Source organism: Streptomyces olivochromogenes, assembly GCF_001514115.1.
Classification (GTDB): Bacteria; Actinomycetota; Actinomycetes; order Streptomycetales; family Streptomycetaceae; genus Streptomyces; species Streptomyces olivochromogenes.
The window spans coordinates 1,101,133-1,122,700 of the sequence record NZ_KQ948451.1 but is presented as its reverse complement, the minus strand read 5'-3'; the positions used below and the strand labels follow the sequence as shown (position 1 = coordinate 1,122,700).

Sequence of the window (21,568 nt, the reverse complement as noted above, 5' to 3'; positions counted from 1 at the left end):
GCGGTGCGCGTCCGGGCCGACGGCGGGGTCGGGGCAGGTCAGCCCCTGAGGGTCGGGCTCAGCCCATGTCGAACGTCGCCGGGTCGGGACCCACGCGACGGTCCTCGTTCAGCGCGCTGATCGCCGCGATGTCCTCGGTGTCGAGCGAGAAGTCGAAGACGTCGATGTTCTCCTTGATCCGGGACGGGGTCACGGACTTGGGGATCACGACGTTGCCCAGCTGGATGTGCCAGCGCAGCACGATCTGGGCCGGGGTGCGGTTGTGCTTCTGGGCGATGGCGATGATCGCCGGGACCTCCAGCAGGCCCTTGCCCGAGCCGAGCGGGGACCATGCCTCGGTGGCGATGCCCTGCTGCGCGTGGTACTCGCGGACCGCGTGCTGCTGGAGGTGCGGGTGCAGCTCGATCTGGTTGACGGCCGGGATGACGGACGTCGCCTCGATCAGCTCCTCCAGGTACTCCGGGTAGAAGTTGGAGACGCCGATGGCCTTGATCCGGCCGTCCGAGTAGAGCTTCTCGAAGGCCTTGTACGTGTCGATGTACTTGCCCCGGGTCGGCAGCGGCCAGTGGATCAGGTACAGGTCGAGGTAGTCCAGGCCGAGCTTCTCCAGGGAGGTGTCGAACGCGCGGAGCGTCGAGTCGTACCCCTGGTCGCTGTTCCAGAGCTTGGTGGTGACGAAGAGTTCCTCACGGGCGATGCCGGAGGCGGCGATGGCCTTGCCCGTGCCCTCCTCGTTGCCGTAGATCGCCGCGGTGTCGATGCTGCGGTATCCGGACTCCAGCGCCGTGGCGACGGCCTGCTCCGCCTCGTCGTCCGGGACCTGCCAGACACCGAAGCCCAGCTGCGGCATCTCGACGCCGTTGTTCAGGATGATCGGGGGGACCTTGCTCACGAGCTCTCGATCCTTAAGTCGTCGGTTGGTACTCCCATGGTCAACGATCACCGGCCGTTATGCATTCCTGACCGGCGGATTTGCCGTGGATTCCTGGTGAGGGTCGGAGATTGGCCGGAAATGGATCCGACCTTATCGGTCCGGACCATTGACCGGGTTCCGTCATCCGACCACTCTGTAGGGCGTCACCGAACGGGTTCATGAACTCGGTGCACGCATGTGAACACCAGCACCTGTCTGGGCTCTACACCCCCCACCCATCAGGAAAGCAGGTATGCGCACATGAACAAGAGCGCCCTCGAAGGCCGCCGCGCGGAGCAGGTCATTCGGGAAACATCGGAGGAAAGGGTCTGGGAGACCCCCGGGTATCAAGTCGTCGAGACCGCCCTGGAGGTCACCGCGTACGCCCTCGGCGACCGCCTGGGCCCGGTGGCCGAACCGGCACCCGCCGGGCCGCACCCGGCACGTACGGCCTAGCCCCACGGCTGTCGAACCATGACCGCGACACCGGTGCGCGACGACGGTGGCGCGGCCCCTTGGGGAACCGCCGAGTTCACCGAGCGGCTGCGTGCCGTCGCCGAGGACCGCTACCACGACCGCCATCCCTTCAACGTCCGTATGCGCCAAGGCGAGTTGACCCCGGCCGAGCTGCGCCGCTGGATCATCAACCGCTTCCACTACCAACGCCACATCCCCGTCAAGGACGCCCTGATCCTGGCCAAGTTCGACGATCCCGCACTGCGGCGGGCGTGGGTCCGCAGGATCCAGGACCACGACGGCACGGCCGCCGGTCAGGGCGGCATCGAACGCTGGCTGCGGCTGGGCGAGGCCGCCGGCCTCGAACGGCCGGCGCTGTGGGACACCGCCCGGGTGCTGCCCGGCGTCCGCCTCGCGGTCGAGGGCTACGTCAATTTCTGCCGCCTGCGCCCTGCGCTCGACGCGGTCGCCGCCTCCCTCACGGAGCTGTCCGCACCAGGGCTGATGCGCACGCGGATCGCCGCGTTCGAGCGGTACTACCCCTGGATCGAGGCGGAAGGGCTCGCGTACTTCCGTACCCGCATCGGGCAGGGCGGCCGTGACAGCGAGGAGGCGCTCGCCCTGGTCCAGGGCTGGGCCCGCACCCGTGAACAGCAGGAACGGGCCGTGGCGGCGCTGACGTTCAAGTGCGAGGTGCTGTGGGCGCTCCTGGACGCGGTGGACTCGGCGAGCGACTCCTTGCCGACGGGCACGGCGGACGGGGTGTCGGGGGATGCCTTGTCTGTCGTGTCTGGGGGCGCGCCGGGGGATGCCTCGCGGCTTGTGTCCGAGCGTGTACTGGGGGATGCCTTGTCCCTGGTGTCTGAAGGTGTACCCAGAGATGCTTCGCTCCTCGTGTCTGAGCATGCGTCGGGGGATGTCTCGGCGTTCGTGTCTGAGCGCGCGTCGGGAGATGCCTCACCGCCCGCGTCCGAGCGCGCGCCGGAAGATACCTCGCCCCTCATATCTGAGTCGGCGTCAGGGGATATCCCGCCCGGGGCCGTCTCGCCGGGTCCGTCGGATTCGGTGGCGAGTCCGCGTGTGCGCGGGCCCGCGCAGCGGCGTCCCCGCGCCGCGCGGGACGTGGCCGGCGGCGACGTGGCTTCCGGGGCTTCGGGCGCGGCGGCGCAGGCAGGGACCTCGGGTGCGGCGGCGCAGGCAGGGACCTTGGGTGTGTCGATGCCGGCGAAGGTCCCGGCCCGCCACCCCGGTGCACCCGTGCAGACGGACACCCCGGTGGTGCCCGGCCCCGCAGGGAGCCCGCCATGACCTGGCGTCCCGTTCTCGCCCGCCATGTGATGCTCCGTCGTGATCCCGTCCGCGACACCGACTTGCTGCTCATGCCCGAACGCGTCGTCGTGCTGCGCGGCCATGCAGGGAGTGTCGTCCGGCTCTGTGACGGCAGGCGCGAGGTGCCCGAGATCGTCGCCGCGCTCGCCGAACGGTTCCCCGGCGCGCCGGTCGCCGACGAAGTGCCCCGATTCCTCTCGGCGTTGCACGAGGAAGGCTGGCTGCGATGACCGCGACCGTCGATCCCCCCTGGGCCCTGCTGGCCGAACTCACCCACGGCTGCCCGCTGCGCTGCGCGTATTGCTCCAACCCCGTCGAACTGATCAGTCGGTCAAGAGAGCTGACCGCCGAACAATGGACCGACGTCTTTCGTCAAGCCGCTGACCTGGGTGTTGTCCAGACCCACCTGTCCGGCGGCGAACCCCTCCTCAGGCGCGATCTCGCCCGGATCGTCGCCGCCGCCGACACAGCGGGCCTCTACACCCAGCTCGTCACCAGCGGTGTGGGCCTGCACGAGCGAAGGCTCGCGGAGCTGCTGGAGGCGGGACTGCGCTGCGTCCAGCTCTCCGTGCAGCACACCGATCCCCAGGCCGCCGAACTCATCGCGGGAGCACGCGTGTTCAGCGCCAAGGAGCGCGCCGCACGGCTGGTACGGGCGGCAGGGCTGCCACTCGGTCTGAACGTCGTGCTGCACCGGGCCGACATCGACGCCGTGGACGACCTGATCACGCTCGCCCTCGCCTGGGGCGCCGACCGGATCGAGCTCGCCCACACGCAGTACTACGGCTGGGCCGCCCGCAACCGCACCGCCCTGCTGCCGACCCGGGACCAGGTCGAACGGGCCCGCGTCACCGTGCGCCGCCGCCGCGAACAACTCACCGGTTCCCTGGAGCTGGTCTGGGTCGCCCCCGACCTGCTCGACGCCACCGCGAAACCCTGCATGGGCGGCTGGGGCGCCGTCTCCCTCACCGTCGCCCCGGACGGCACCGCCCTCCCGTGCCCCTCCGCCGCGACACTCCCCGCACTCGACGCGCCCAACGTGCGCGCACACCGGCTCGACTGGATCTGGCGAGAGTCGAAGGCCTTCAACGCCTACCGGGGCGAGACCTGGATGCCGGACCCCTGCCGCGGCTGCGCCCTGCGCACGACCGACTTCGGTGGCTGCCGCTGCCAGGCGTACGCGCTCACCGGCGACGCCTCCCGCACCGACCCGGCCTGCCGCCACGCACCCGACCACCACCTCGTCCGCGCGCTCGTCGACGAGGCCCCGCTCAGGAACTCCGCCTACGCCTACCGAGAGGGAGGAACATGAGACGACGACTGCGGGCAGCGCTGATGGCGGGCGTGCTCACCACCGCCGGCCTGACCACGGTGGCCGCCACCGCACCCCCGGCACCTTTACCCCAAGCGCCTGTGGGAAGGCCCGCCGCCGCCCAGGACTGGTCCGTCGCCCTGATCGACTCGACCATGGCCCGCTACACCCCGAGCACGATCGGCGGCTGGTCGTACCCGGTCGGGCTGTACCTCTACGGCCAGTACCTCACGTACCGGCGCACGCACGACGCCCGCTATCTCACCTACATCAAGAGCTATGTCGACCGCTTCGTGTCGAGCGACGGTTCGATCGGCCAGAGCTTCAACAGCCTCGACAGCATGCAGGCGGGCCGGCTGCTGACGATCCTGCATCACGAGACGGGCCAGGACCGCTACCGCAAGGCGGCCCTGAAGATCCGAAGCCGTCTGAACACCTACCCGCGCACCTCCGACGGAGGCTTCTGGCACGCCGACACCAGCAGCCGGGCCCATCAACTCTGGTCGGACGGCGTCTACATGGTGAACCCGTTCCTCGTCGAGTACGGCAAGGAGTTCGGGGACACGACCTACGCGAACGACGAGGCCGCCAAGCAGCTCTACGTCTACGGCAACCATCTCCAGGTGGCGAACGGCCTGTTGAAGCACGCCTACGACGAGTCGAAGACGGCGGGCTGGGCCGACCCGGCGACCGGTCTCGCCCCGGAGCACTGGTGCCGGGCGGTCGGCTGGTACGCGATGGCGATCGTCAACGTGCTCGACGCGATCCCGGTCAACCACCCCAGACGGCCCCAACTCGTCAGCATTTTCAGGAGGTTGGCCGCAGGTCTGGAGAAGTACCAGGACCCGGCCACCGGCCGCTGGTTCCAGGTGATCGACAAGGGCTCCCGCAGCGACAACTGGACCGAGACGTCCTGCTCCAGCATGTTCACCTACGCCCTCTCACGCGGCGCCCAGCAGGGCTACCTCGACCCGCACTACGCGTCCGTGGCCGGGCGCGGATACCAGGGCGTCCTCGCCAGGATCTCGGTCGGCTCCGACGGCCGCACCAACCTCACCGACATCTCCATCGGCACCAATGTCGGCGACTACGCGTACTACATCGCCCGCGACCGGGCCACGAACGACTTCCACGGCCTCGGCGCCTTTCTGATCATGAACGAACAGCTCACAGCCCACCCACTCAGGACGAGGTGAGTCAGCCATGAGCACCACCAGAAGGACCCTGCTCGGCGCGGCGCTCGGCGGCGCCGCGGTCGGCATCCCGGCGACGGCCACCGCCGCCCACGCCGCCTCCTGGCAGCTGAAGTGGTCCCCGTCGGCGAGCGGCGACAAGCTCGGCGCCTTCGAGACGATCGAGGACGACCGCGCCGACTCGCACCCCGCGGGCCGGCCGCACATCTTCGCCACCGGCGACAACTGGCGCTTCAACATGCACACCGTCGACCGCGACACCTCGACGGACCGCCAGCGCCAGGAAGTCACGGGCCTGCGCAACGGGAGCGGCAGTGACTACCTCAAGTGGACCGTGGGCCAGACCTGGCGGGTCACGTACTCGATGTACATCCCGAGCTCGCTGAAGGCGACCACCACCTTCACCCACATCATGCAGATGAAGCAGCCCGGCACCGGCACCTCGCCGATCGTGGTGCAGTCACTGCGCCGGGTGAACGGGGTGCAGACCATCGAGCTGAAGCTCGCGATCGACGACATCCTCATCGGCCGCACCGATCTGGAGCCGCTGCAGAACAAATGGATCGACGTCGACTTCCAGATCAAGGTCGGCAACGGCTCCGCGGGCACCCTCCGCTGGATCCTCAAGAACGGCTCCACCACCGTCATCGACGCGTCCAAGTCGGGCGTCGACACCTTCCTCGCCGACCGGGTGCGCCCCAAGTGGGGCATCTACCGGTCCCTCGGCGACACCTCCGGGTCCCTGCAGGACTGCTACCTGCTGCTGACCGACCTGCGCGGCTACCAACTGGTATGAGGAGCCGTTCCATGAAACCCCCCATGAGAAAAAGGAGTTGGGCGGCGAGTGTCTTCTTCGCCTTCGCCGTCCTGCTCGGCCTGACCCACCCCGAGGCCCTCGCGGCCCCCCGAACCGCCACCTCACCCATGTCCACGTCCACGTCCACGTCCACGTCCACCCAAACGCCCCACGCCGCCGTCTTCGACGTCCACGGCTACGGAGCCAAGGGCGACGGCTCCACCAACGACACCCCCGCCATCAACAAGGCCATCACCGCCGCCAACGCGGCGGGCGGCGGCACCGTCCGCTTCCCCGCCGGCCAGTACAAGTCCAAGAACACCATCCACATGAAGAGCGAGGTCACTCTTCAGGTGGACAAGGGCGCGACGATCCAGGGCTCCAGCGCGGACACCTACGACCCGCCCGAGGCCAACCCCAACGACGCCTACCAGGACTACGGGCACAGCCACTTCCACAACGCGATGATCTACGGCGACCGGCTGACACACATCGGCTTCGTCGGTGAGGGCGTCATCGACGGCCTCGGCAACCTCATCACCGGCAACCCCAAGTCCGGCGAGGCCGACAAGATCCTCTCGCTGACCCGCTGCGACGGCCTGCGCCTCGGCGACGGCCTCACCCTGCGGCGCGGCGGCCACTTCGCGGCCCTCATCAACGGCTGTACGAACGTCACCTCGGACCACCTGACCATCGACACGGCGAGCGACCGCGACGGCTGGAACATCATCAGCACGACCGACGTCACGGTCACGAATGCCAATATCAAGGCCAACGACGACGCCCTCGTCTTCAAGAGCGACTACGCGCTCGGCGCCAAGCTCCCCAACGGCCATGTGCGGGTCAGCGATTCGTATCTGTCGGCGGTGTGCTGCAACGCCCTGATGTTCGGGTCCGAGACCTGCGGAGACTTCTCCGACTACCAGTTCGCCAAGATCCGCATCGAGGGCTCCAACAAGTCCGGGCTCGGCATGGTCTCCATGGACGGCGCGAAGATCTCCGACGTCCACTACCGCGACATCACCATGACCGGCGTCCACTCGCCCATCATGCAGAAGATCGGTACCCGAAAGCGCTGCGGCAACAGTCCCGGCATCGGGTCGATCAGCAACGTCACGTACGACAACATCACGGCGACCGGGGTGAGTCCGTCCTTCAGCCCGACGCTGTGGGGCGAGAGCGGCCACCGGATCAACGGGGTCACCTTCACCAACGTCGACATCACCGTCCCCGGCGGCAACGGCACCATGTCCACCGCCGTGCCGAGCAATGACCCGGGCGACTACAACCCGAAGGCCATCGGCACGCGGCCCGCCTACGGCTGGTACGTCCACAACGCCGACAACGTCACCTTCACGGACAGCTCGGTGAAGTACGCGGCCGACGACGGACGCCCGGCCGTCATCGCGAACGCCGCGAACGGGATCAGGCTCACCCGGTTCACGGCCCAGCGGGGGAGCGACTCACCCCACGACATGGGCTTCCAGAACGTCACCGGCTACTGCCTGACGGACAGTCACAACACCTCGGGCGGCGCGCTGCGGGTCTCCGCCGGCGGCTCCAGTGAGAACTGTGATACGGCGGCCAAGAGCACGGCGACGGCGACCACCGCCGTGCAGCGGCCGCACACAGGTCTGAAGCCGCTCGACCTCGAAAACCCCCGCCAGACCTTCCTGCGCGGCTCCGTCGGCGGACTCTTCCTGCACTGGGGCGAACGCACCGCCCCCGCCCACACCAGCTGCACCGCCTGGGAGAACGACGTCACCAACGGCGGCTGGACTCCCGACTACTGGGTGAACGAGGCCCAGAAACTGCACACCCAGTACCTCGTCCTCGCCACCTTCCACAGCCGCCTCGGCTACGCCCGCCCCTGGCCCTCGAAGATCCCCGGCAGCTGCTCCACCAAGCGGGACTTCCTCGGCGAACTCATCACCGCCGCCAAGGCCAAGGCCCTCAAGGTCATCCTCTACATGACCGACGACCCCCAGTGGCACGACGAGGGCGGCCACGAGTGGCTCGACTCGGCCGCGTACTCCGCCTACAAGGGCACCGACGTCGACCTCACCACCCGCGACGGCTTCGGCCGCTTCAGCTACGACAACTTCTTCGAGGTCATGGACCGCTATCCGGACCTCGGCGGCTTCTGGATCGACAACGACAACGCGTACTGGGAGAGCCACGACCTCTACGCGCAGATCCAGCAGAAGCGCCCGAACTACACGCTCAGCAACAACAACGAAGACACGCCAATCATGGACATGATCAGCAATGAGCAGAAGACGGGCATGACCCCGTCCTACGACTATCCCCAGGCCGTCTACACGGCCGGGCCCCGCCTCACCGAAGCCGACTTCAAGCTGCCGTCGAGCGGGGCGTGGTGGTACGACGGCTCCAACCCGTCCGTCGACAAGATGCTCACCCTCGGCAGGCTGATCACCAACGCGGGCTCCTCCGTGAAGGCCCTGATGGCCGAGACCGCGCAGGTCAACGGCAAGTTCCCGACGAACCAGGAGGCCTTCAACAACTTCGCCAACTCCTATCTCGGCCCCATCTGGCAGTCACTGCACGGCACCGAGGGCGGCGGTTACATGTACGGCGGCCTCAAGCCCGGCTTCTGGAACGACGGGGCCCACGGTGTCACCACGGTCAGCAAGACCGACCCCGGCCTCCAGTACATCCACGTACTGACCCCGCCCAGCACCAGCACCCTGCGCATCCGCGACAACGGCTACCGCATCGCCTCCGTCACCAACCTCCGTACGGGCGCGGCTGTTTCGTGGTCCCAGTCGGGAGGCGTGCTCACCCTGAACGGACTGGCGAACTGGGACCCGTACGACACCGTCTTCAAGGTCACCACGGCCGGCCGCCAGGGCATCGCGTCCGGCGTCACGATGTCCGCGAGCGCCTCGGCGAGCGGTCACGGCGCGGCGGCCGCGGGCGACGGCGACTACCTCACCTACTGGGACAGCAACAAGACGCTGCCCGTCAACCTCACCTTCGACCTCGGCAGCGCGAAGAAGGTCCAGTACATCGGCCTCAACCAGCGCGAGGACTCCGTCGCCTACGCGCGCTCCGACACCGAGCAGTCCGCACGTATCAAGGACTACAAGGTGTTCCTCAGCAACGACGGGTCCACCTGGGGCAGCGCGGTCAAGACCGGTCAGCTCGCCAGCAGGCGGGGGATCCAGGGCATCGACCTGACCGCCGCCAACGCCCGTTACGTACGCCTCGAAGTCGACACCACCTGGGCCGCGTCCACCGACACCACCCGCTACAAGCGGCTGCGGATCGACGAGGCCTGGATCGGCACGTCGTACGCCACCCCGGCGGCCACCGTCCACACGTACTCGGACAACGGCCAGGCCCTGCGCCCCGCCATGGGCTGGAGCAGCTGGAGCTTCGTGCGCCGGTGGCCGACCGAGGCGAAGATCAAGGCCCAGGCCGACGCGCTCGTCGCGAGCGGGCTCAAGGACCACGGCTTCGTGTACATCAACCTCGACGACTTCTGGCAGAAGTGCGACGCGAACGGATTCGTCGTCGACTCCTACGGGCGCTGGACCGTCGACACCGCCAAATTCCCCGCCGGGATCAAGGCGCTGGCCGACTACATCCACTCCAAGGGCCTGAAGTTCGGCTTCTATGTGACGCCGGGCATCGCCAAGAACGCCGTCACCAGGAACACACCGATCGAGGGGACCTCGTACCACGCGGCCGACATCGCGGACACCTCGAAGACCGAGAAGAACTACAACTGCAAGAACATGTACTACATCGACTACGGGAAGCCCGGCGCCCAGGAGTTCGTGAACTCATGGGCCAAGCAGTTCGCCTCCTGGGGAGTCGACTACCTGAAGATCGACGGGGTGGGCAGCGCCGACATCCCCGACGTCCAGACCTGGGACAAGGCGCTGCGGGCCACGGGCCGACCCATCACCTTCGCCCTCTCCAACAACCTGCCGATCGCCCAGGCCTCCACCTGGAAGTCACTGGCGAACAGCTGGCGCACCCAGGGCGACGTCGAGTGCTACTGCGGCTCCGGCGACAACGGCAGCGGCTATCCGCTGACCGACTGGTCGCATGTGTCCGCCCGCTTCACCTCGGCCGCCAACTGGCAGCAGTACGCAGGTCCTGGTGGCTGGAACGACCTTGACTCCCTGGAGATCGGCAACGGCGACCAGGCGGGCCTCACCGCGGACCAGCGCCGCTCGCACCTCACCCTGTGGGCGATGGCGGGCGCGCCCCTGCTGCTCGGCACGGACCTGACCAACCTCGACTCCGTCGACAAACCGATGCTGACCAACGACCGCCTCATCGGTGTCGACCAGGACGGCGTCGCCGCGAAGCGGATCGTGAGCAGTGGCGTCAGGCAGGTCTGGAGCAAGAAGGAGAGCGACGGCCAGTATGTCGTCGCCCTCTTCAACACCGGTACGTCCGGCAACTCCACGGTGAGTGTGAACTGGTCGCAGGTGGGCTTCACCGGCTCCGGTGACGTCACGGACCTGTGGTCGGGCTCCCACAAGGGCACGATCGCCGACTCGTACAGCGCGACCCTGCGCCCCGGGGAGACGCGCCTGATCCGGGTGAAGCCGGTGAGCACCGCCCGGAAGGCCGCCGCGGCCTCACCGGGCATGGCGGTGGCGCCCTACGAGTACCTCGGCTGGGGCAGCCCGCAGAACCCGACGTCGGTCATGTCGGCCACCGGGGTGAAATGGTTCACGCTCGCGTTCGTCCTCTCCGACGGCTCCTGCAACCCGAAGTGGGACGGCTCGCGCCCGCTGACCGGCGGCAACGACCAGTCGAAGATCAACGCGATCCGTGCGGCCGGCGGTGACGTCGTCGTCTCCATCGGCGGCTGGAGCGGCGCCAAACTCGGCGAGAAGTGCTCCAGCGCCTCGGCGCTCGCGGGCGCCTACCAGAAGGTCATCAACGCCTACGGCCTCAAGGTCATCGACATCGACATCGAGAACACCGAGTGGAGCAACGCCACCGTCCGGCAGCGCGTGATCGACGCACTGAAGATCGTGAAGGCCGGCAACTCCGGACTCAAGACGATCATCACCTTCGGCACGACGACCAGCGGCCCGGACTCCACCGGCGTCGACATGATCAAGCGCGGCGCCGCCTCGGGCCTCGCGAACGACATCTGGTGCATCATGCCGTTCGACTTCGGCGGCGGCACCACGAACATGGGCACGCTCACCACCCGGGCCATGGAGGGCCTGAAGGCACGGGTCAAGTCGGCTTATGGATACAGCGACGCGACGGCGTACGCGCACATCGGCCTGTCGTCCATGAACGGCAAGACCGACGACTCCGGCGAACTGGTCCGCCTCGCCGACTTCAAGACCATGCTCGCCTACGCCCAGCAGCACCACATCGGGCGCCTCACCTACTGGTCCGTGAACCGCGACCGGGCCTGCGGCTCCGGCTCCGACGGTGACTCCTGCAGCGGCGTGTCTCAGCAGCCGTACGACTACCTCAAAGTCTTCGCCCAGTACACGGGCTGAGGGGACGAACCCATGAAACCCAACAGAGCGCTGCCCTGGTGCCTCTCGCTCCTCCTGGCCGTGCCGCTCGTCGCACTGACCGGCACGGCGGCGCAGGCGGCAACCGACTACCAGGCCGAGGACGCCACGATCTCGCAGGGCGCCGTCGCCACCAACCACACCGGCTACACGGGCACCGGCTTCGTCGACTACACCAACATCACCGGCTCGTACGTGGAGTTCACGGTGAGCGCGGCCACGGCCGGCACCTCCTCGCTGGCCCTGCGCTACGCCAACGGCACGAGCGTCGACCGCCCGATGGACCTGTCCGTCAACGGCACGAGCGTCGCCTCCGGAGTCTCCTTCCCGGCCACCACCGACTGGAACAGCTGGGCGACGAAGAGTGTGAACATCCAGCTCAACGCGGGTTCCAACAAGATCCGCGCGACCGCCACCACGGCGAACGGCGGCCCCAACCTCGACCGCGTCAGCGTTGCTGCGGCGGCGGACACCCAGGCCCCGTCTCGACCCGGCCAGCCGAGCTGCTCGGCCATCGGCGAAGACGCCCTCACCCTCTCCTGGGGCGCCTCCACGGACAACGTCGGCGTGGCCGCGTACGACCTCTACGAGCACGGCAACAAGCTCGGCGAGGCGGCCGGCGACGCGACCTCCAAGGTGCTCACCGGCCTGAGTCCGAACACCACCTACAACCTCACCGTCATCGCCCGCGACGCGGCCGGCAACGCCTCCCAGGCCAGTCCGGTCGTCGACTGCACGACCCGGACCAGCTCCGACACCACCCCACCCACCAAGCCCGGCACCCTCACCTCGTCGAACGTCACGGCCACCAGCGCCGACCTGAGCTGGGGAGCCTCGACCGACGACAAGGCGGTCGTCGGCTACGACGTGCGCAGCGACACGACGGTCTACAAGAGCGTCACCGCTACGTCGACCACGCTCACCGGGCTCGCCTGCAACAGCCCGTACACGCTCAACGTGGTGGCGCGCGACGCGGCCGGCAACGTGTCACCGCAGAGCAACACGGTCACCTTCACGACCAAGGCCTGCGCCACCGACGGCGGGGTCCCCTCGTCCATCGGGACCGTCTCCAGCGGCTGGACGATCCCCTGGGGCACGTACTGGATGCCCGACGGGCAGACGGCGCTGGTCACCGAGCGGGACGACTTCCGTGTCTGGAAGGTCACCAAGGACGGCACGAGAACCCAGGTCGGAACCGTGCCGAACGCCGTGACCACGAACGGCGAGGGCGGACTGCTGGGCGTGGCCGTCGACCCGAAATGGGCCACCAACCACTACGTGTACTTCATGCACACGGCCTCCGAGGGCAACCGCGTCGTCCGCATGACCTACGACGGCAGCACCCTCACCGACTACACGGTCCTCCTCCAGGGCATCAAGAAGAACCGCTACCACAACGGCGGACGCCTCGCCTTCGGTCCCGACGGCTATCTGTACGTCTCCACCGGCGAGGCCCAGACACCCGAACTGGCCCAGGACAAGACGTCGTTGAACGGCAAGATCCTGCGGATGACGACGGAAGGCAAGGCCGCCCCCGGCAACCCGTTCGGCAACTACGTCTACAGCTACGGGCACCGCAACCCGCAGGGCCTCGCCTTCGACCGCAACGGCCGCCTGTGGGAGGCGGAGTTCGGCAACAGCTCCAAGGACGAACTCAACCTCATCAAACCGGGCGCCAACTACGGCTGGCCGACCTGCGAGGGCAGTTGCAGTGTCTCCGGGATGACCAACCCGAAGGCGACCTGGAACGTCTCCGAGGCGTCACCCAGCGGCATCGCGATCGTCCGCAACGTCGTCTACATGGCGTCCCTGCGCGGCGAACGGCTGTGGCGCGTCCCCATCACCGGCGACACGGAGAACGTCGGCACGCCGACGGCGTACTACGTCGGCACCTACGGCCGCCTGCGCACGGTCACCAAGGTGCCCGGCGCCGACCAGCTCTGGCTCTCCACCACCAACTGCGACAACAACGGAGGAGCGGCGGACGGCTCGGACAAGATCTTCAAGGTGAGCATCAACTAGCCGGACCGAGGCGTTGCGGCGGGCTCACGCCCGGTACAACGCCTCCACCTCCGTCGCGTACGCGTTCTCGATCGCCTTCCGCTTCAACTTCAGCGAAGGCGTCAGCAAGCCGTGCTCCTCGGTGAACTGGTTCGCCAGTATCCGGAACGTACGGATCGACTCGGCCTGCGAGACCAGGGTGTTCGCGGCGACCACCGCCCGCCGCACCTCGGTCTCCAGGTCCGGGTCGCGCACCAGGTCGGACGGGGACAGCCGCGTCTTGCCCCGCATCTGGAGCCAGTGATCGACGGCCTCGGAGTCGAGGGTGACGAGCGCCGCGATGTACGGCCGGTCGTTGCCGACCACGATGCACTGGGCGACCAGCGGATGGTCGCGCACACGCTCCTCCAGGACGCCCGGCGAGACGCTCTTGCCGCCGGAGGTCACCAGGATCTCCTTCTTGCGCCCGGTGATGGTGAGATAGCCGTCCTCGTCGAGGGACCCCAGGTCGCCGGTGGCCAGCCAGCCGTCGTGCAGGGTGGCGTCGGTGGCCTTGGGGTCGTTCAGATAGCCCTGGAAGACGTTCGCGCCGCGCAGCCAGACCTCGCCGTCGTCCGCGATGTGCACGGTGGTCCCGGGGATCGCCTGGCCGACGGTGCCGAACCGGGTCTGCTCGGGCGGGTTGGCGGTCGCGGCGGCCGTGGATTCCGTGAGCCCGTACCCCTCGTAGATGACGACACCGGCGCCCGCGAAGAACAGTCCGAGCCGGCGGTCCATCGCCGAACCGCCCGACATCGCGTGCCTCACCCGGCCGCCCATGGCGCCCCGGACCTTGGAGTAGACGACCTTGTCGAAGAACTGGTGCTGCATCCGCAGGCTCGCCGAAGGGCCGGGCCCGATGCCCCAGGCCTTCTCCTCGACGGCGTCCGCGTAGCGCACGGCGACGTCGACGGCCTTCTCGAACGGGCCCGACTTGCCCTCCTTCTCGGCCTTGCGGCGGGCGGCGTTGAAGACCTTCTCGAAGATGTACGGCACCGCGAGGAAGAACGTCGGCTTGAACGCGGCCAGGTCCGGCAGCAGCGCCGCCGCGTTGAGCTGCGGCTGATGCCCGAACTTGACCTTCCCGCGGACCGCGGCGACCTGCACCATCCGCCCGAAGACATGGGCGAGCGGCAGGAACAGCAGGGTGGCCGCCTCGTCACCGCGCTTGGAGTGGAAGACCGGCTCCCAGCGCTCGATGACGGTGTCCGCCTCGAACATGAAGTTCGCGTGGGAGATGACACAGCCCTTGGGGCGCCCGGTGGTGCCCGAGGTGTAGATGATCGTCGCGATCGACTCCGGGGTGACCGCGCGCCGGTGCCGGTGCACCACCTCGTCGTCGAGGTGCGCGCCCGCCTCGTACAGCTCCTGCACGGCGCCCACGTCGAGCTGCCACAGTTTGTGCAGCTGCGGCAGCCGGTCGACGACCGTGGCGATCGTCATCGCGTGGTCCTCGTGCTCCACCATGATCGCCGACACCTGGGCGTCGTACAGCATCCAGAAGACCTGCTCGGCGGAGGAGGTCGGATAGACGGGCACGACCTGTGCGCCGATCGTCCACAATGCGTAGTCGAAGAGCGTCCACTCGTAGCGCGTGGGGCACATGATCGCGACGCGGTCCCCGAACCGGATCCCCTGGGCGAGCAGCCCCTTGGCAAGGGCGAGAACCTCGTCGCGGAACTCGGCGGACGTCACGTCGCGCCATTGACCCTGCTCGTCCTTGCGGCCGAGCGCGATGTGCAGCGGGTCCTCCTGGGCATGGTCGAACACGACGTCGGCCAGGCCGCCCACCGGCGGCGCCGACGCCGACGGAGGGTTGGTGAACTCGCGCAATCCCGCTCCTAGTGGCGCTCCGCACAGCGCCGTGAAAGCTACCCCACCGCGCCGTCGGGCGGGAGGGGGGCCGGAACAGGGGCCGGCCGGGGTGTGTGCGGCATATGCACAGGTCAGCCGAGAAAATGCCCGCACATGGGGAAGGGCCGGACAGAATCCCTTACGGTTCCGTAGGTTTCGATCCCGTAATCTCCACGGAATCTGTACGACCCTCCTACGGGGCACGGGGCGCCGGATACCGGACACGGAATTTTCGATTCCGTGCTCCGCGGCTACCGCCGGAGCCGGTCCCGGTGGTTCCGGGACCGGCTCCGCCGGTGTCATGACCGGGCCCTCACCGGTGTCATGCGCGGGACGCCGTCGCCCGCTCCGCCGGTGCCTCGGCCGTGTCCGTCACAGCGCGCGGCGTCCGCACCAACACCAGTACCAGCGCACCGGCGACCATCCCCGTCACGCCCGCCGCCACCGACGCCGTATCGAGCCCCGAGGCGAACGCGGCCCGCAGGGTGTGTTCGGAGAGAGGGCCGCGCAGTGCCCCGGCGCCGCCGCCGGCCAGGGTGTGGGCCGCGTCGTGCGAGAGCGTGTCCTGCATGCGGGAGGTCAGCACCGTGCCGAAGACGGCGACCCCGAGCGCGTACCCCAGCTGGCGGACCGTGTTCACCGCGCCGCCCGCCATGCCCGCCCGCTCCGGCGGTACGGCGGCGAGGGCGGCGCCCGCGATGGCGGGGGACACCAAGCCCGTGCCGATGCCGACCAGGACGAGGCCCGGCACCAGCACCGTCCAGCTCGTACCCGCGTCCAGCACGGCCTGGCAGAACGCGCCCGAGCCGACCAGGAGCAGCCCGCCGCCTATCGTCAGCCGCGCCGGAACCCCGTGCAACAGCTTCCCTGCGAGGATCGCGACCACCATCGTCGCGCCGGTCAGCGGGAGCAGGGTGAGCCCGCCGCGCACCGGGCTCATGCCCAGCACGGTCTGCATCCAGATGGACAGGTACGGGATCACACCGAACGCCACCCCGTTGAAGGCGAGCGCGCCCGCCATCACGCCCACGAACGCCGGCTTGCGCAGCAGCGACAGGTCCAGGAGCGGGTGGGCGACCCGCCGCTCGACGAGGACGAACGCGACCAGCGCCAGCGCCGCCGTCCCGAACGAGCCCGTCACCACCCCCGACGTCCAGCCGTCCGCCCCGGCCCGCACCACCCCGTACGTCGTCGCCCCCGCGAAGCAGGCGAAGGCGACCGTGCCCGCCCAGTCGATGCGCATCCCCCGCGGTCCGCGCGACTCCGGCACCACCCGCAGCGTCAGCCACACCGACGCCACGCTCACCGGCAGGTTCACGAAGAAGATCCACCGCCAGCCCGGCCCCTCGGTGAGCAGCCCGCCGAGCACCGGCCCGACCGCCGCCGCGCCGCCGCTGACCGCGCCCCACACCCCGAGCGCCGTCGACCGCTGCCGCCCCTGGTAGACCGAGCCGAGCAGCGGCAGGGTCGTCGCGAACATCGCCGCCGCGCCCACCCCCTGCAGCCCACGCGCGGCCACCAGCATCCCGGGCCCGGACGCCAGCCCGCACAGCAGCGACGCCACCGCGAACAGCACCACGCCCGCCACGTGCACCCGGCGCCGTCCCAGGATGTCGGCGGCGGCCCCCACTCCCAGCAGCAGCGCGGCGAGCGCGAGCGCGTACCCGTCGATCACCCACTGCAGATCACTCAGCGACGCGTGCAGCGCCCGTGCCATGTCCGGCAGCGCGACGACCGCGATCGTCACGTCCAGCAACAACATGAACGTCCCCAGGCACACCGCCGTGAGCGGCCCCCATGTACGCATGTCCTCAACTCCTCCAGAACCCCGTGCCGCGGATGCGAATGCCTCCGTACGATGAGCTCCCGAGGGGTGATCGCGGTGGCCTCAGGCGCCGGATCGCCGGAATCCGACAAGGACGGCCCCCATGGAGATGGAATCCCACACCTTCGACAAGCTCGATCTGCAACTGGTGGCCGCGCTGGAACTGGACGCCCGCGCGCCCTTCAGCCGGATCGCGGCGGTGCTGGGCGTCTCCGACCAGACCATCGCGCGCCGCTTCCGCAGACTCTCCGCCGAGGGCGGCCTGCGGGTGGTCGCGGTGCGCGACGCCGAACGGCTCGGCCAGAGCCAGTGGATGCTACGGCTGCGCTGCGCGCCCGACAGCGCGGAGACGATCGCCGAGGCGCTGGCCAAGCGGCCGGACACCGCGTGGATCGGACTGGCCTCGGGCGGCACCGAGGTGGTCTGCATGACCCGGCCGCGCAGCCCCGGCGACCACGACGACCTGCTGCTCGGCAAGTTGCCGCGCACCCCGAGCATCATGGAGATCCGCGCCCACCAGATCCTGAACCGCTTCTTCGGCGGTCCGACGGGCTGGATCAGCAGGTTCGACGCACTGACGGACGAGCAGATCGCCGCGCTGCGGCCGCGACTGCCCGACCCCTCGGGGCCCGTCCGGATCGACCCCGAGGACGAGCCGCTGGTCGCCGCGCTCGAACGCGACGGACGCGCCACCTATCCGGAACTCCAGCGCGCCACCGGCCGTTCCGAGTCCGTCGTCAAGCGCCGCCTCGCCGCACTTCTCGCCTCCGGCGCCGTGTACGTCGACGTCGAGTACCACGCCGAGACCCTCGGCTACGCCTGCGCCGCCGTCCTGTGGATCACCGCGGCCCCGGCAGCCCTGCACTCCGTCGGAGAGGCCCTCGCCACCCACGACGAGATCGCCTTCGCCGCGGCGACGGCCGGTCCCTCCAACATCGTCGTCACCGCCGTCGCCCGTGACACGGCGGGCCTCTACGCCTACCTGAGCGGCCGCCTCGGCACCCTCGAAGGGGTCCAGCACGTCGAGACGACCCCGTTCCTGCGCCGCATCAAGCAACTCACGTACGCGAGACCGACCCGCTAGGCCCGCCGCCCCCGAGCAGCCGGTCCCCGCCTCCCAGGATCGCGGACGCGAGGGCGTCCGCCGCCCCCTGCGCGGACGTCCGCCGCTGCCCGTGCACCAGGACGAAGTCGACCTCGCCCAGTTCCGGCAGGCCCGCGCGGTCGGGGACGCGGACGAGGCCCGGGGGGATCAGCCCGCGCGAGTGGGCCATCACGCCGAGGCCCGCGCGGGCCGCCGCGACGAGGGCGTTCAGACTGCCGCTGGTGCAGGCGATGCGCCACGCGCGGCCCTGGCGCTCCAGGGCTTCGAAGGCGAGGGCGCGGGTGATGCCCGGGGGCGGGTAGACGATCAGGGGGACCGGACGGTCGGGGTCGAGCCGCAGGCGTTCCGCGCCGATCCACACCAGGCGGTCGTGCCAGACCAGCTCGCCGCGCGGGTCCTCGGGCCGCCGCTTCGCCAGCACCAGGTCCAGCCTGCCCGCCGCGAGCTGTTCGTGCAGCGTGCCGGACAGCTCGACCGTCAGCTCCAGGTCCACCTCCGGATGGTCGTACCGGAAGCCCTCCAGGATCTCCGGGAGCCGGGTCAGCACGAAGTCCTCGGAGGCGCCGAAGCGCAGCCGGCCACGCAGCCGGGTACCCGTGAAGAAGGCGGTCGCCTGCTCGTGCACCGCCAGGATGCGGCGCGCGAAGCCGAGCATCGCCTCGCCGTCCTCGGTGAGCTCCACGGAGTGCGTGTCCCGCGAGAACAGTTGCCGTCCCACCGCGTCCTCCAGGCGGCGTACGTGCTGGCTGACGGTCGACTGGCGCAGCCCGAGCCGCCGTGCGGCCTGCGTGAAGCTCAGGGTCTGGGCCACCGCGAGGAAGGTACGCAGCTGGGAGGGGTCGTACACACCCCCACGTTATCGCGAATCGCGATGACAGTCAGAACGGTATGACGGATTCCCGATCGCGGGCCGGAAGAGGACGATGGAGAGGGCACGACCCGCCCGGGGACCATCCTTGCCCCGGGGCCGCACCGTACGACGTCTGAGCAGTGGAGCACCGTGAAACGCCTGCAGTGGCCGAGTTGGATGCCGATCGACCCCTACATCCTGCTGTTGCTCGGGACAGTGGGCCTGGCGGCCCTGCTCCCGGCACGGGGTACGGGCGCCGACGTCGCGTCGGGCGCGTCCACGGCCGCCATCGCCTTCCTCTTCTTCCTCTACGGGGCCCGGCTCTCCACCCGTGAGGCCGTCGAGGGCCTCAAGCACTGGCGGCTCCACGTCACCGTCCTGGCCTGCACCTTCGTCGTCTTCCCGCTGCTCGGCCTGGCCGCCCGCGGCCTCGAACCGGTGCTCCTGACACACAACCTCTACACCGGTCTGCTCTTCCTCACGCTCGTCCCCTCGACCATCCAGTCGTCGATCGCCTTCACCTCCATGGCCCGCGGCAACGTGCCCGCCGCGATCTGCGCCGGCTCCTTCTCCTCCCTCGCTGGCATCGTCGTCACCCCGCTGCTCGCCGCGGCACTGCTGGGCAGCAGCGGCGGCGGTTTCTCCGCGGACTCGCTGGTCAAGATCGTGCTCCAACTGCTGGTGCCGTTCCTCGCCGGGCAGGTGCTGCGCCGCTGGATCGGCGGGTTCATCACGCGCCACAAGAAGGTCCTCGGGTACGTCGACCGCGGCTCGATCCTGCTGGTCGTCTACACCGCGTTCAGCGAGGGCATGGTGCAGGGCATATGGCACCAGGTCAGCGCGGTACGACTGGCGGGACTGCTCGCGGTCGAGGCCGTGCTGCTCGCGGTGATGCTGACGCTCACCTGGTACGGCGGGAAGGCGCTGGGCTTCCACCGCGAGGACCGCATCGCGATCCAGTTCGCCGGGTCGAAGAAGTCCCTCGCCTCGGGGCTTCCCATGGCCAGCGTGCTGTTCGGCGCGCACGCCTCGCTCGCCGTGCTGCCGCTGATGCTCTTCCACCAGATGCAGCTGATGGTGTGCGCGGTGATCGCCAAGCGCCGCGCCCACGACCCCGAGGCGGCTACGACCCCGGTGCCCCCAGTCGCAGCGTCACGAATCGAGGTCGGTACAGCGCCACGTTCCGACTGAGGTTCGCCTGCGCCGAGACACCGCCCGTCGTGTCCAGCCAGTTCACGTCATAGCTCAGGACGAGCCGGTCGCCGTCGCTCAGCGCCGCGTGCACCTGCGGGTTGTACGCGGCGACCTGCCCCTGCGGCAGGGGCGGACCGAAACTCCGGGTGGGCCCCCGCCAGGGGCCGGTCGGCGCGCACGCCCAGTACGAGGTGATCGTCGTCAGGCCCGCGGTGCCCGCCGCCATCGTGAACAGGACGTACGTCCCGCCGTCCCGCACCACCGTGAACGCGCTGCCGACCCCCGTGCGCCGCTCGTCCCCGAGTACCGGCCCCGGCCGTGCCCGCACCGCCCATCCGCCGCCGTCCCAGTACTCCCAGGCCGCCGGCTGCCCGAGCCGGCCGCGCGGCACCCGCGCCACGTACGCCTGCGAGGCGGGGCGCGAGGCGGCCTGGCCGTCGTCGCCGCCGAAGACGTACGTCCACGCGCCCGCGTCGACCGTCGAGGTGCCGAACAGCACCCGCCGGGAGGGATCCGTCACGGAACTCTGGTCCAGGACCGTGGTGACGCCTTCCAGTCGCAGGTCGGGCAGCGAGAGGGTGGCGACCTCGGTGGACGTGGGCACGCCGTAGATCCAGGGAGCCTGGCCGGCGGTACGCGTCCACAGCAGGACGCGGACGACCTGCTCGGAGGAGCCGGGGGAGCGGGGCTCGACACGGGCCGCGACCGGCCACCGCCACCGCCCCGGCCCGGGGTCGGGGAACACCGGCGTCGGCAGCGTCGTCTCCAGCCGCCCGTCCTTCGACATCACCACGGCCGAGTTCCGTACCAGGGGCGCACTCGTGTCGCGCCACGCGTACGACTCGCCGACCGGGTTCGGAGGCCCGTGCACCTGGCCCAGATACGTGTCCGAGAACAGCCACAGCACCCGCCCGTCCGGCAGCCGCACCGAGTGCGTGCCGTCGCCGCCGGTCCAGTCGTCGACACGGCTCGCGTCGTCGCCGTACCGCGCGAACTCGGCCGTGAGCCGCGCGTCCGCGCTCCAGGACCGCAGCGTACGGGCCGTGCACGCGCCGCCGCCCTCCCGGTCGTGGTCGGGGAGGGCGGTGAGCAGCACGGCCGCGCAGACCAGGGCGAGCAGGACACCGAGGCCGGCCCCGGTCCGCCGTCGTCGTGCTCGTGAGTCGTCGGGCACGG

13 protein-coding genes and 2 pseudogenes are annotated in these 21,568 nt (G+C 69.6%); 10 read left to right on the top strand and 5 right to left on the bottom strand.

Going from position 1 to position 21,568, the window contains the following annotated elements:
- Positions 1-58: 58 nt before the first annotated feature.
- The gene (locus AQJ27_RS05130; RefSeq protein ID WP_067362829.1) at positions 59-850 is read right to left on the bottom strand and encodes an aldo/keto reductase; all 792 of its coding nucleotides are present in this window, start codon (positions 848-850) and stop codon (positions 59-61) included.
- A gap of 366 nt (positions 851-1,216) precedes the next feature.
- Between AQJ27_RS05130 and pqqA the strand changes: the two are divergent.
- From pqqA to AQJ27_RS05085, 8 genes and pseudogenes are all read left to right on the top strand, one after another.
- Positions 1,217-1,312, top strand: a pseudogene (pqqA, locus tag AQJ27_RS60765) (pyrroloquinoline quinone precursor peptide PqqA); the annotation flags it as partial.
- Between the two features lie 75 nt (positions 1,313-1,387).
- A pseudogene (gene pqqC, locus AQJ27_RS05120) lies at positions 1,388-2,098 on the top strand (pyrroloquinoline-quinone synthase PqqC); the annotation flags it as partial.
- Between the two features lie 575 nt (positions 2,099-2,673).
- The gene (gene pqqD / locus AQJ27_RS05115; RefSeq protein ID WP_067362120.1) at positions 2,674-2,928 is read left to right on the top strand and encodes a pyrroloquinoline quinone biosynthesis peptide chaperone PqqD; all 255 of its coding nucleotides are present in this window, start codon (positions 2,674-2,676) and stop codon (positions 2,926-2,928) included.
- Positions 2,925-4,010, top strand: coding sequence for a pyrroloquinoline quinone biosynthesis protein PqqE (pqqE, locus tag AQJ27_RS05110; RefSeq protein WP_067362117.1), 1,086 nt, complete (start codon positions 2,925-2,927; stop codon positions 4,008-4,010). Before pqqD ends, pqqE begins: the two co-directional genes overlap by 4 nt.
- Complete coding sequence (locus AQJ27_RS05105) at positions 4,007-5,206, top strand: glycoside hydrolase family 88/105 protein (RefSeq protein WP_067362114.1); 1,200 nt, start codon at positions 4,007-4,009, stop codon at positions 5,204-5,206. The genes pqqE and AQJ27_RS05105 overlap by 4 nt, the downstream gene beginning before the upstream one ends.
- Before the next feature lie 7 nt (positions 5,207-5,213).
- Positions 5,214-5,999, top strand: a complete 786-nt coding sequence (locus AQJ27_RS05100; protein ID WP_067362111.1) for a heparin lyase I family protein — start codon at positions 5,214-5,216, stop codon at positions 5,997-5,999.
- An 11-nt stretch (positions 6,000-6,010) separates the two neighbouring features.
- Positions 6,011-11,506, top strand: coding sequence for a glycosyl hydrolase family 28 protein (locus tag AQJ27_RS51800; protein ID WP_235613375.1), 5,496 nt, complete (start codon positions 6,011-6,013; stop codon positions 11,504-11,506).
- A gap of 12 nt (positions 11,507-11,518) precedes the next feature.
- Positions 11,519-13,546, top strand: coding sequence for a PQQ-dependent sugar dehydrogenase (locus tag AQJ27_RS05085; protein WP_067362109.1), 2,028 nt, complete (start codon positions 11,519-11,521; stop codon positions 13,544-13,546).
- 24 nt (positions 13,547-13,570) lie between these two features.
- Here AQJ27_RS05085 and AQJ27_RS05080 read toward each other — a convergent pair whose 3' ends face one another.
- A complete protein-coding gene (locus AQJ27_RS05080) occupies positions 13,571-15,397 on the bottom strand; it encodes an AMP-dependent synthetase/ligase (RefSeq protein ID WP_067362106.1) in 1,827 nt (608 codons plus the stop codon).
- A gap of 343 nt (positions 15,398-15,740) precedes the next feature.
- The gene (locus tag AQJ27_RS05075) at positions 15,741-17,225 is read right to left on the bottom strand and encodes an MFS transporter (RefSeq protein ID WP_067362103.1); all 1,485 of its coding nucleotides are present in this window, start codon (positions 17,223-17,225) and stop codon (positions 15,741-15,743) included.
- A 121-nt stretch (positions 17,226-17,346) separates the two neighbouring features.
- Here AQJ27_RS05075 and AQJ27_RS05070 point away from each other — a divergent pair, with 121 nt between their 5' ends.
- Complete coding sequence (locus AQJ27_RS05070) at positions 17,347-18,327, top strand: Lrp/AsnC family transcriptional regulator (protein ID WP_067362100.1); 981 nt, start codon at positions 17,347-17,349, stop codon at positions 18,325-18,327.
- On the opposite strand, the gene AQJ27_RS05065 is transcribed toward AQJ27_RS05070, so the two are convergent.
- Positions 18,302-19,195, bottom strand: coding sequence for a LysR substrate-binding domain-containing protein (locus AQJ27_RS05065; protein WP_067362098.1), 894 nt, complete (start codon positions 19,193-19,195; stop codon positions 18,302-18,304). The genes AQJ27_RS05070 and AQJ27_RS05065 overlap by 26 nt on opposite strands.
- A 180-nt stretch (positions 19,196-19,375) precedes the next feature.
- On the opposite strand from AQJ27_RS05065, the gene AQJ27_RS05060 reads away from it, so the two are divergent.
- A complete protein-coding gene (locus tag AQJ27_RS05060; RefSeq protein ID WP_067362095.1) occupies positions 19,376-20,389 on the top strand; it encodes a bile acid:sodium symporter family protein in 1,014 nt (337 codons plus the stop codon).
- On the opposite strand, the gene AQJ27_RS05055 is transcribed toward AQJ27_RS05060, so the two are convergent.
- Positions 20,322-21,566 (bottom strand): DUF4185 domain-containing protein, encoded by a 1,245-nt coding sequence (locus AQJ27_RS05055; protein WP_067362091.1) that lies wholly within the window; start codon positions 21,564-21,566, stop codon positions 20,322-20,324. The two genes, AQJ27_RS05060 and AQJ27_RS05055, sit on opposite strands and share 68 nt — an antisense overlap.
- Between the last annotated feature and the right edge of the window lie 2 nt (positions 21,567-21,568).

What these genes read in the sequence shown, in the direction of transcription:
- AQJ27_RS05085 (WP_067362109.1), top strand. Translation starts at nt 11,519, where the DNA reads ATGAAACCCAACAGAGCGCTGCCCTGGTGCCTCTCGCTCCTCCTGGCC.
- pqqE (WP_067362117.1), top strand. Translation starts at nt 2,925, where the DNA reads ATGACCGCGACCGTCGATCCCCCCTGGGCCCTGCTGGCCGAACTCACC.
- pqqD (WP_067362120.1), top strand. Translation starts at nt 2,674, where the DNA reads ATGACCTGGCGTCCCGTTCTCGCCCGCCATGTGATGCTCCGTCGTGAT.
- AQJ27_RS51800 (WP_235613375.1), top strand. Translation starts at nt 6,011, where the DNA reads ATGAAACCCCCCATGAGAAAAAGGAGTTGGGCGGCGAGTGTCTTCTTC.
- AQJ27_RS05075 (WP_067362103.1), bottom strand. Translation starts at nt 17,225, where the DNA reads ATGCGTACATGGGGGCCGCTCACGGCGGTGTGCCTGGGGACGTTCATG.
- AQJ27_RS05100 (WP_067362111.1), top strand. Translation starts at nt 5,214, where the DNA reads ATGAGCACCACCAGAAGGACCCTGCTCGGCGCGGCGCTCGGCGGCGCC.
- AQJ27_RS05060 (WP_067362095.1), top strand. Translation starts at nt 19,376, where the DNA reads ATGCCGATCGACCCCTACATCCTGCTGTTGCTCGGGACAGTGGGCCTG.
- AQJ27_RS05070 (WP_067362100.1), top strand. Translation starts at nt 17,347, where the DNA reads ATGGAGATGGAATCCCACACCTTCGACAAGCTCGATCTGCAACTGGTG.
- AQJ27_RS05130 (WP_067362829.1), bottom strand. Translation starts at nt 850, where the DNA reads ATGCCGCAGCTGGGCTTCGGTGTCTGGCAGGTCCCGGACGACGAGGCG.
- AQJ27_RS05105 (WP_067362114.1), top strand. Translation starts at nt 4,007, where the DNA reads ATGAGACGACGACTGCGGGCAGCGCTGATGGCGGGCGTGCTCACCACC.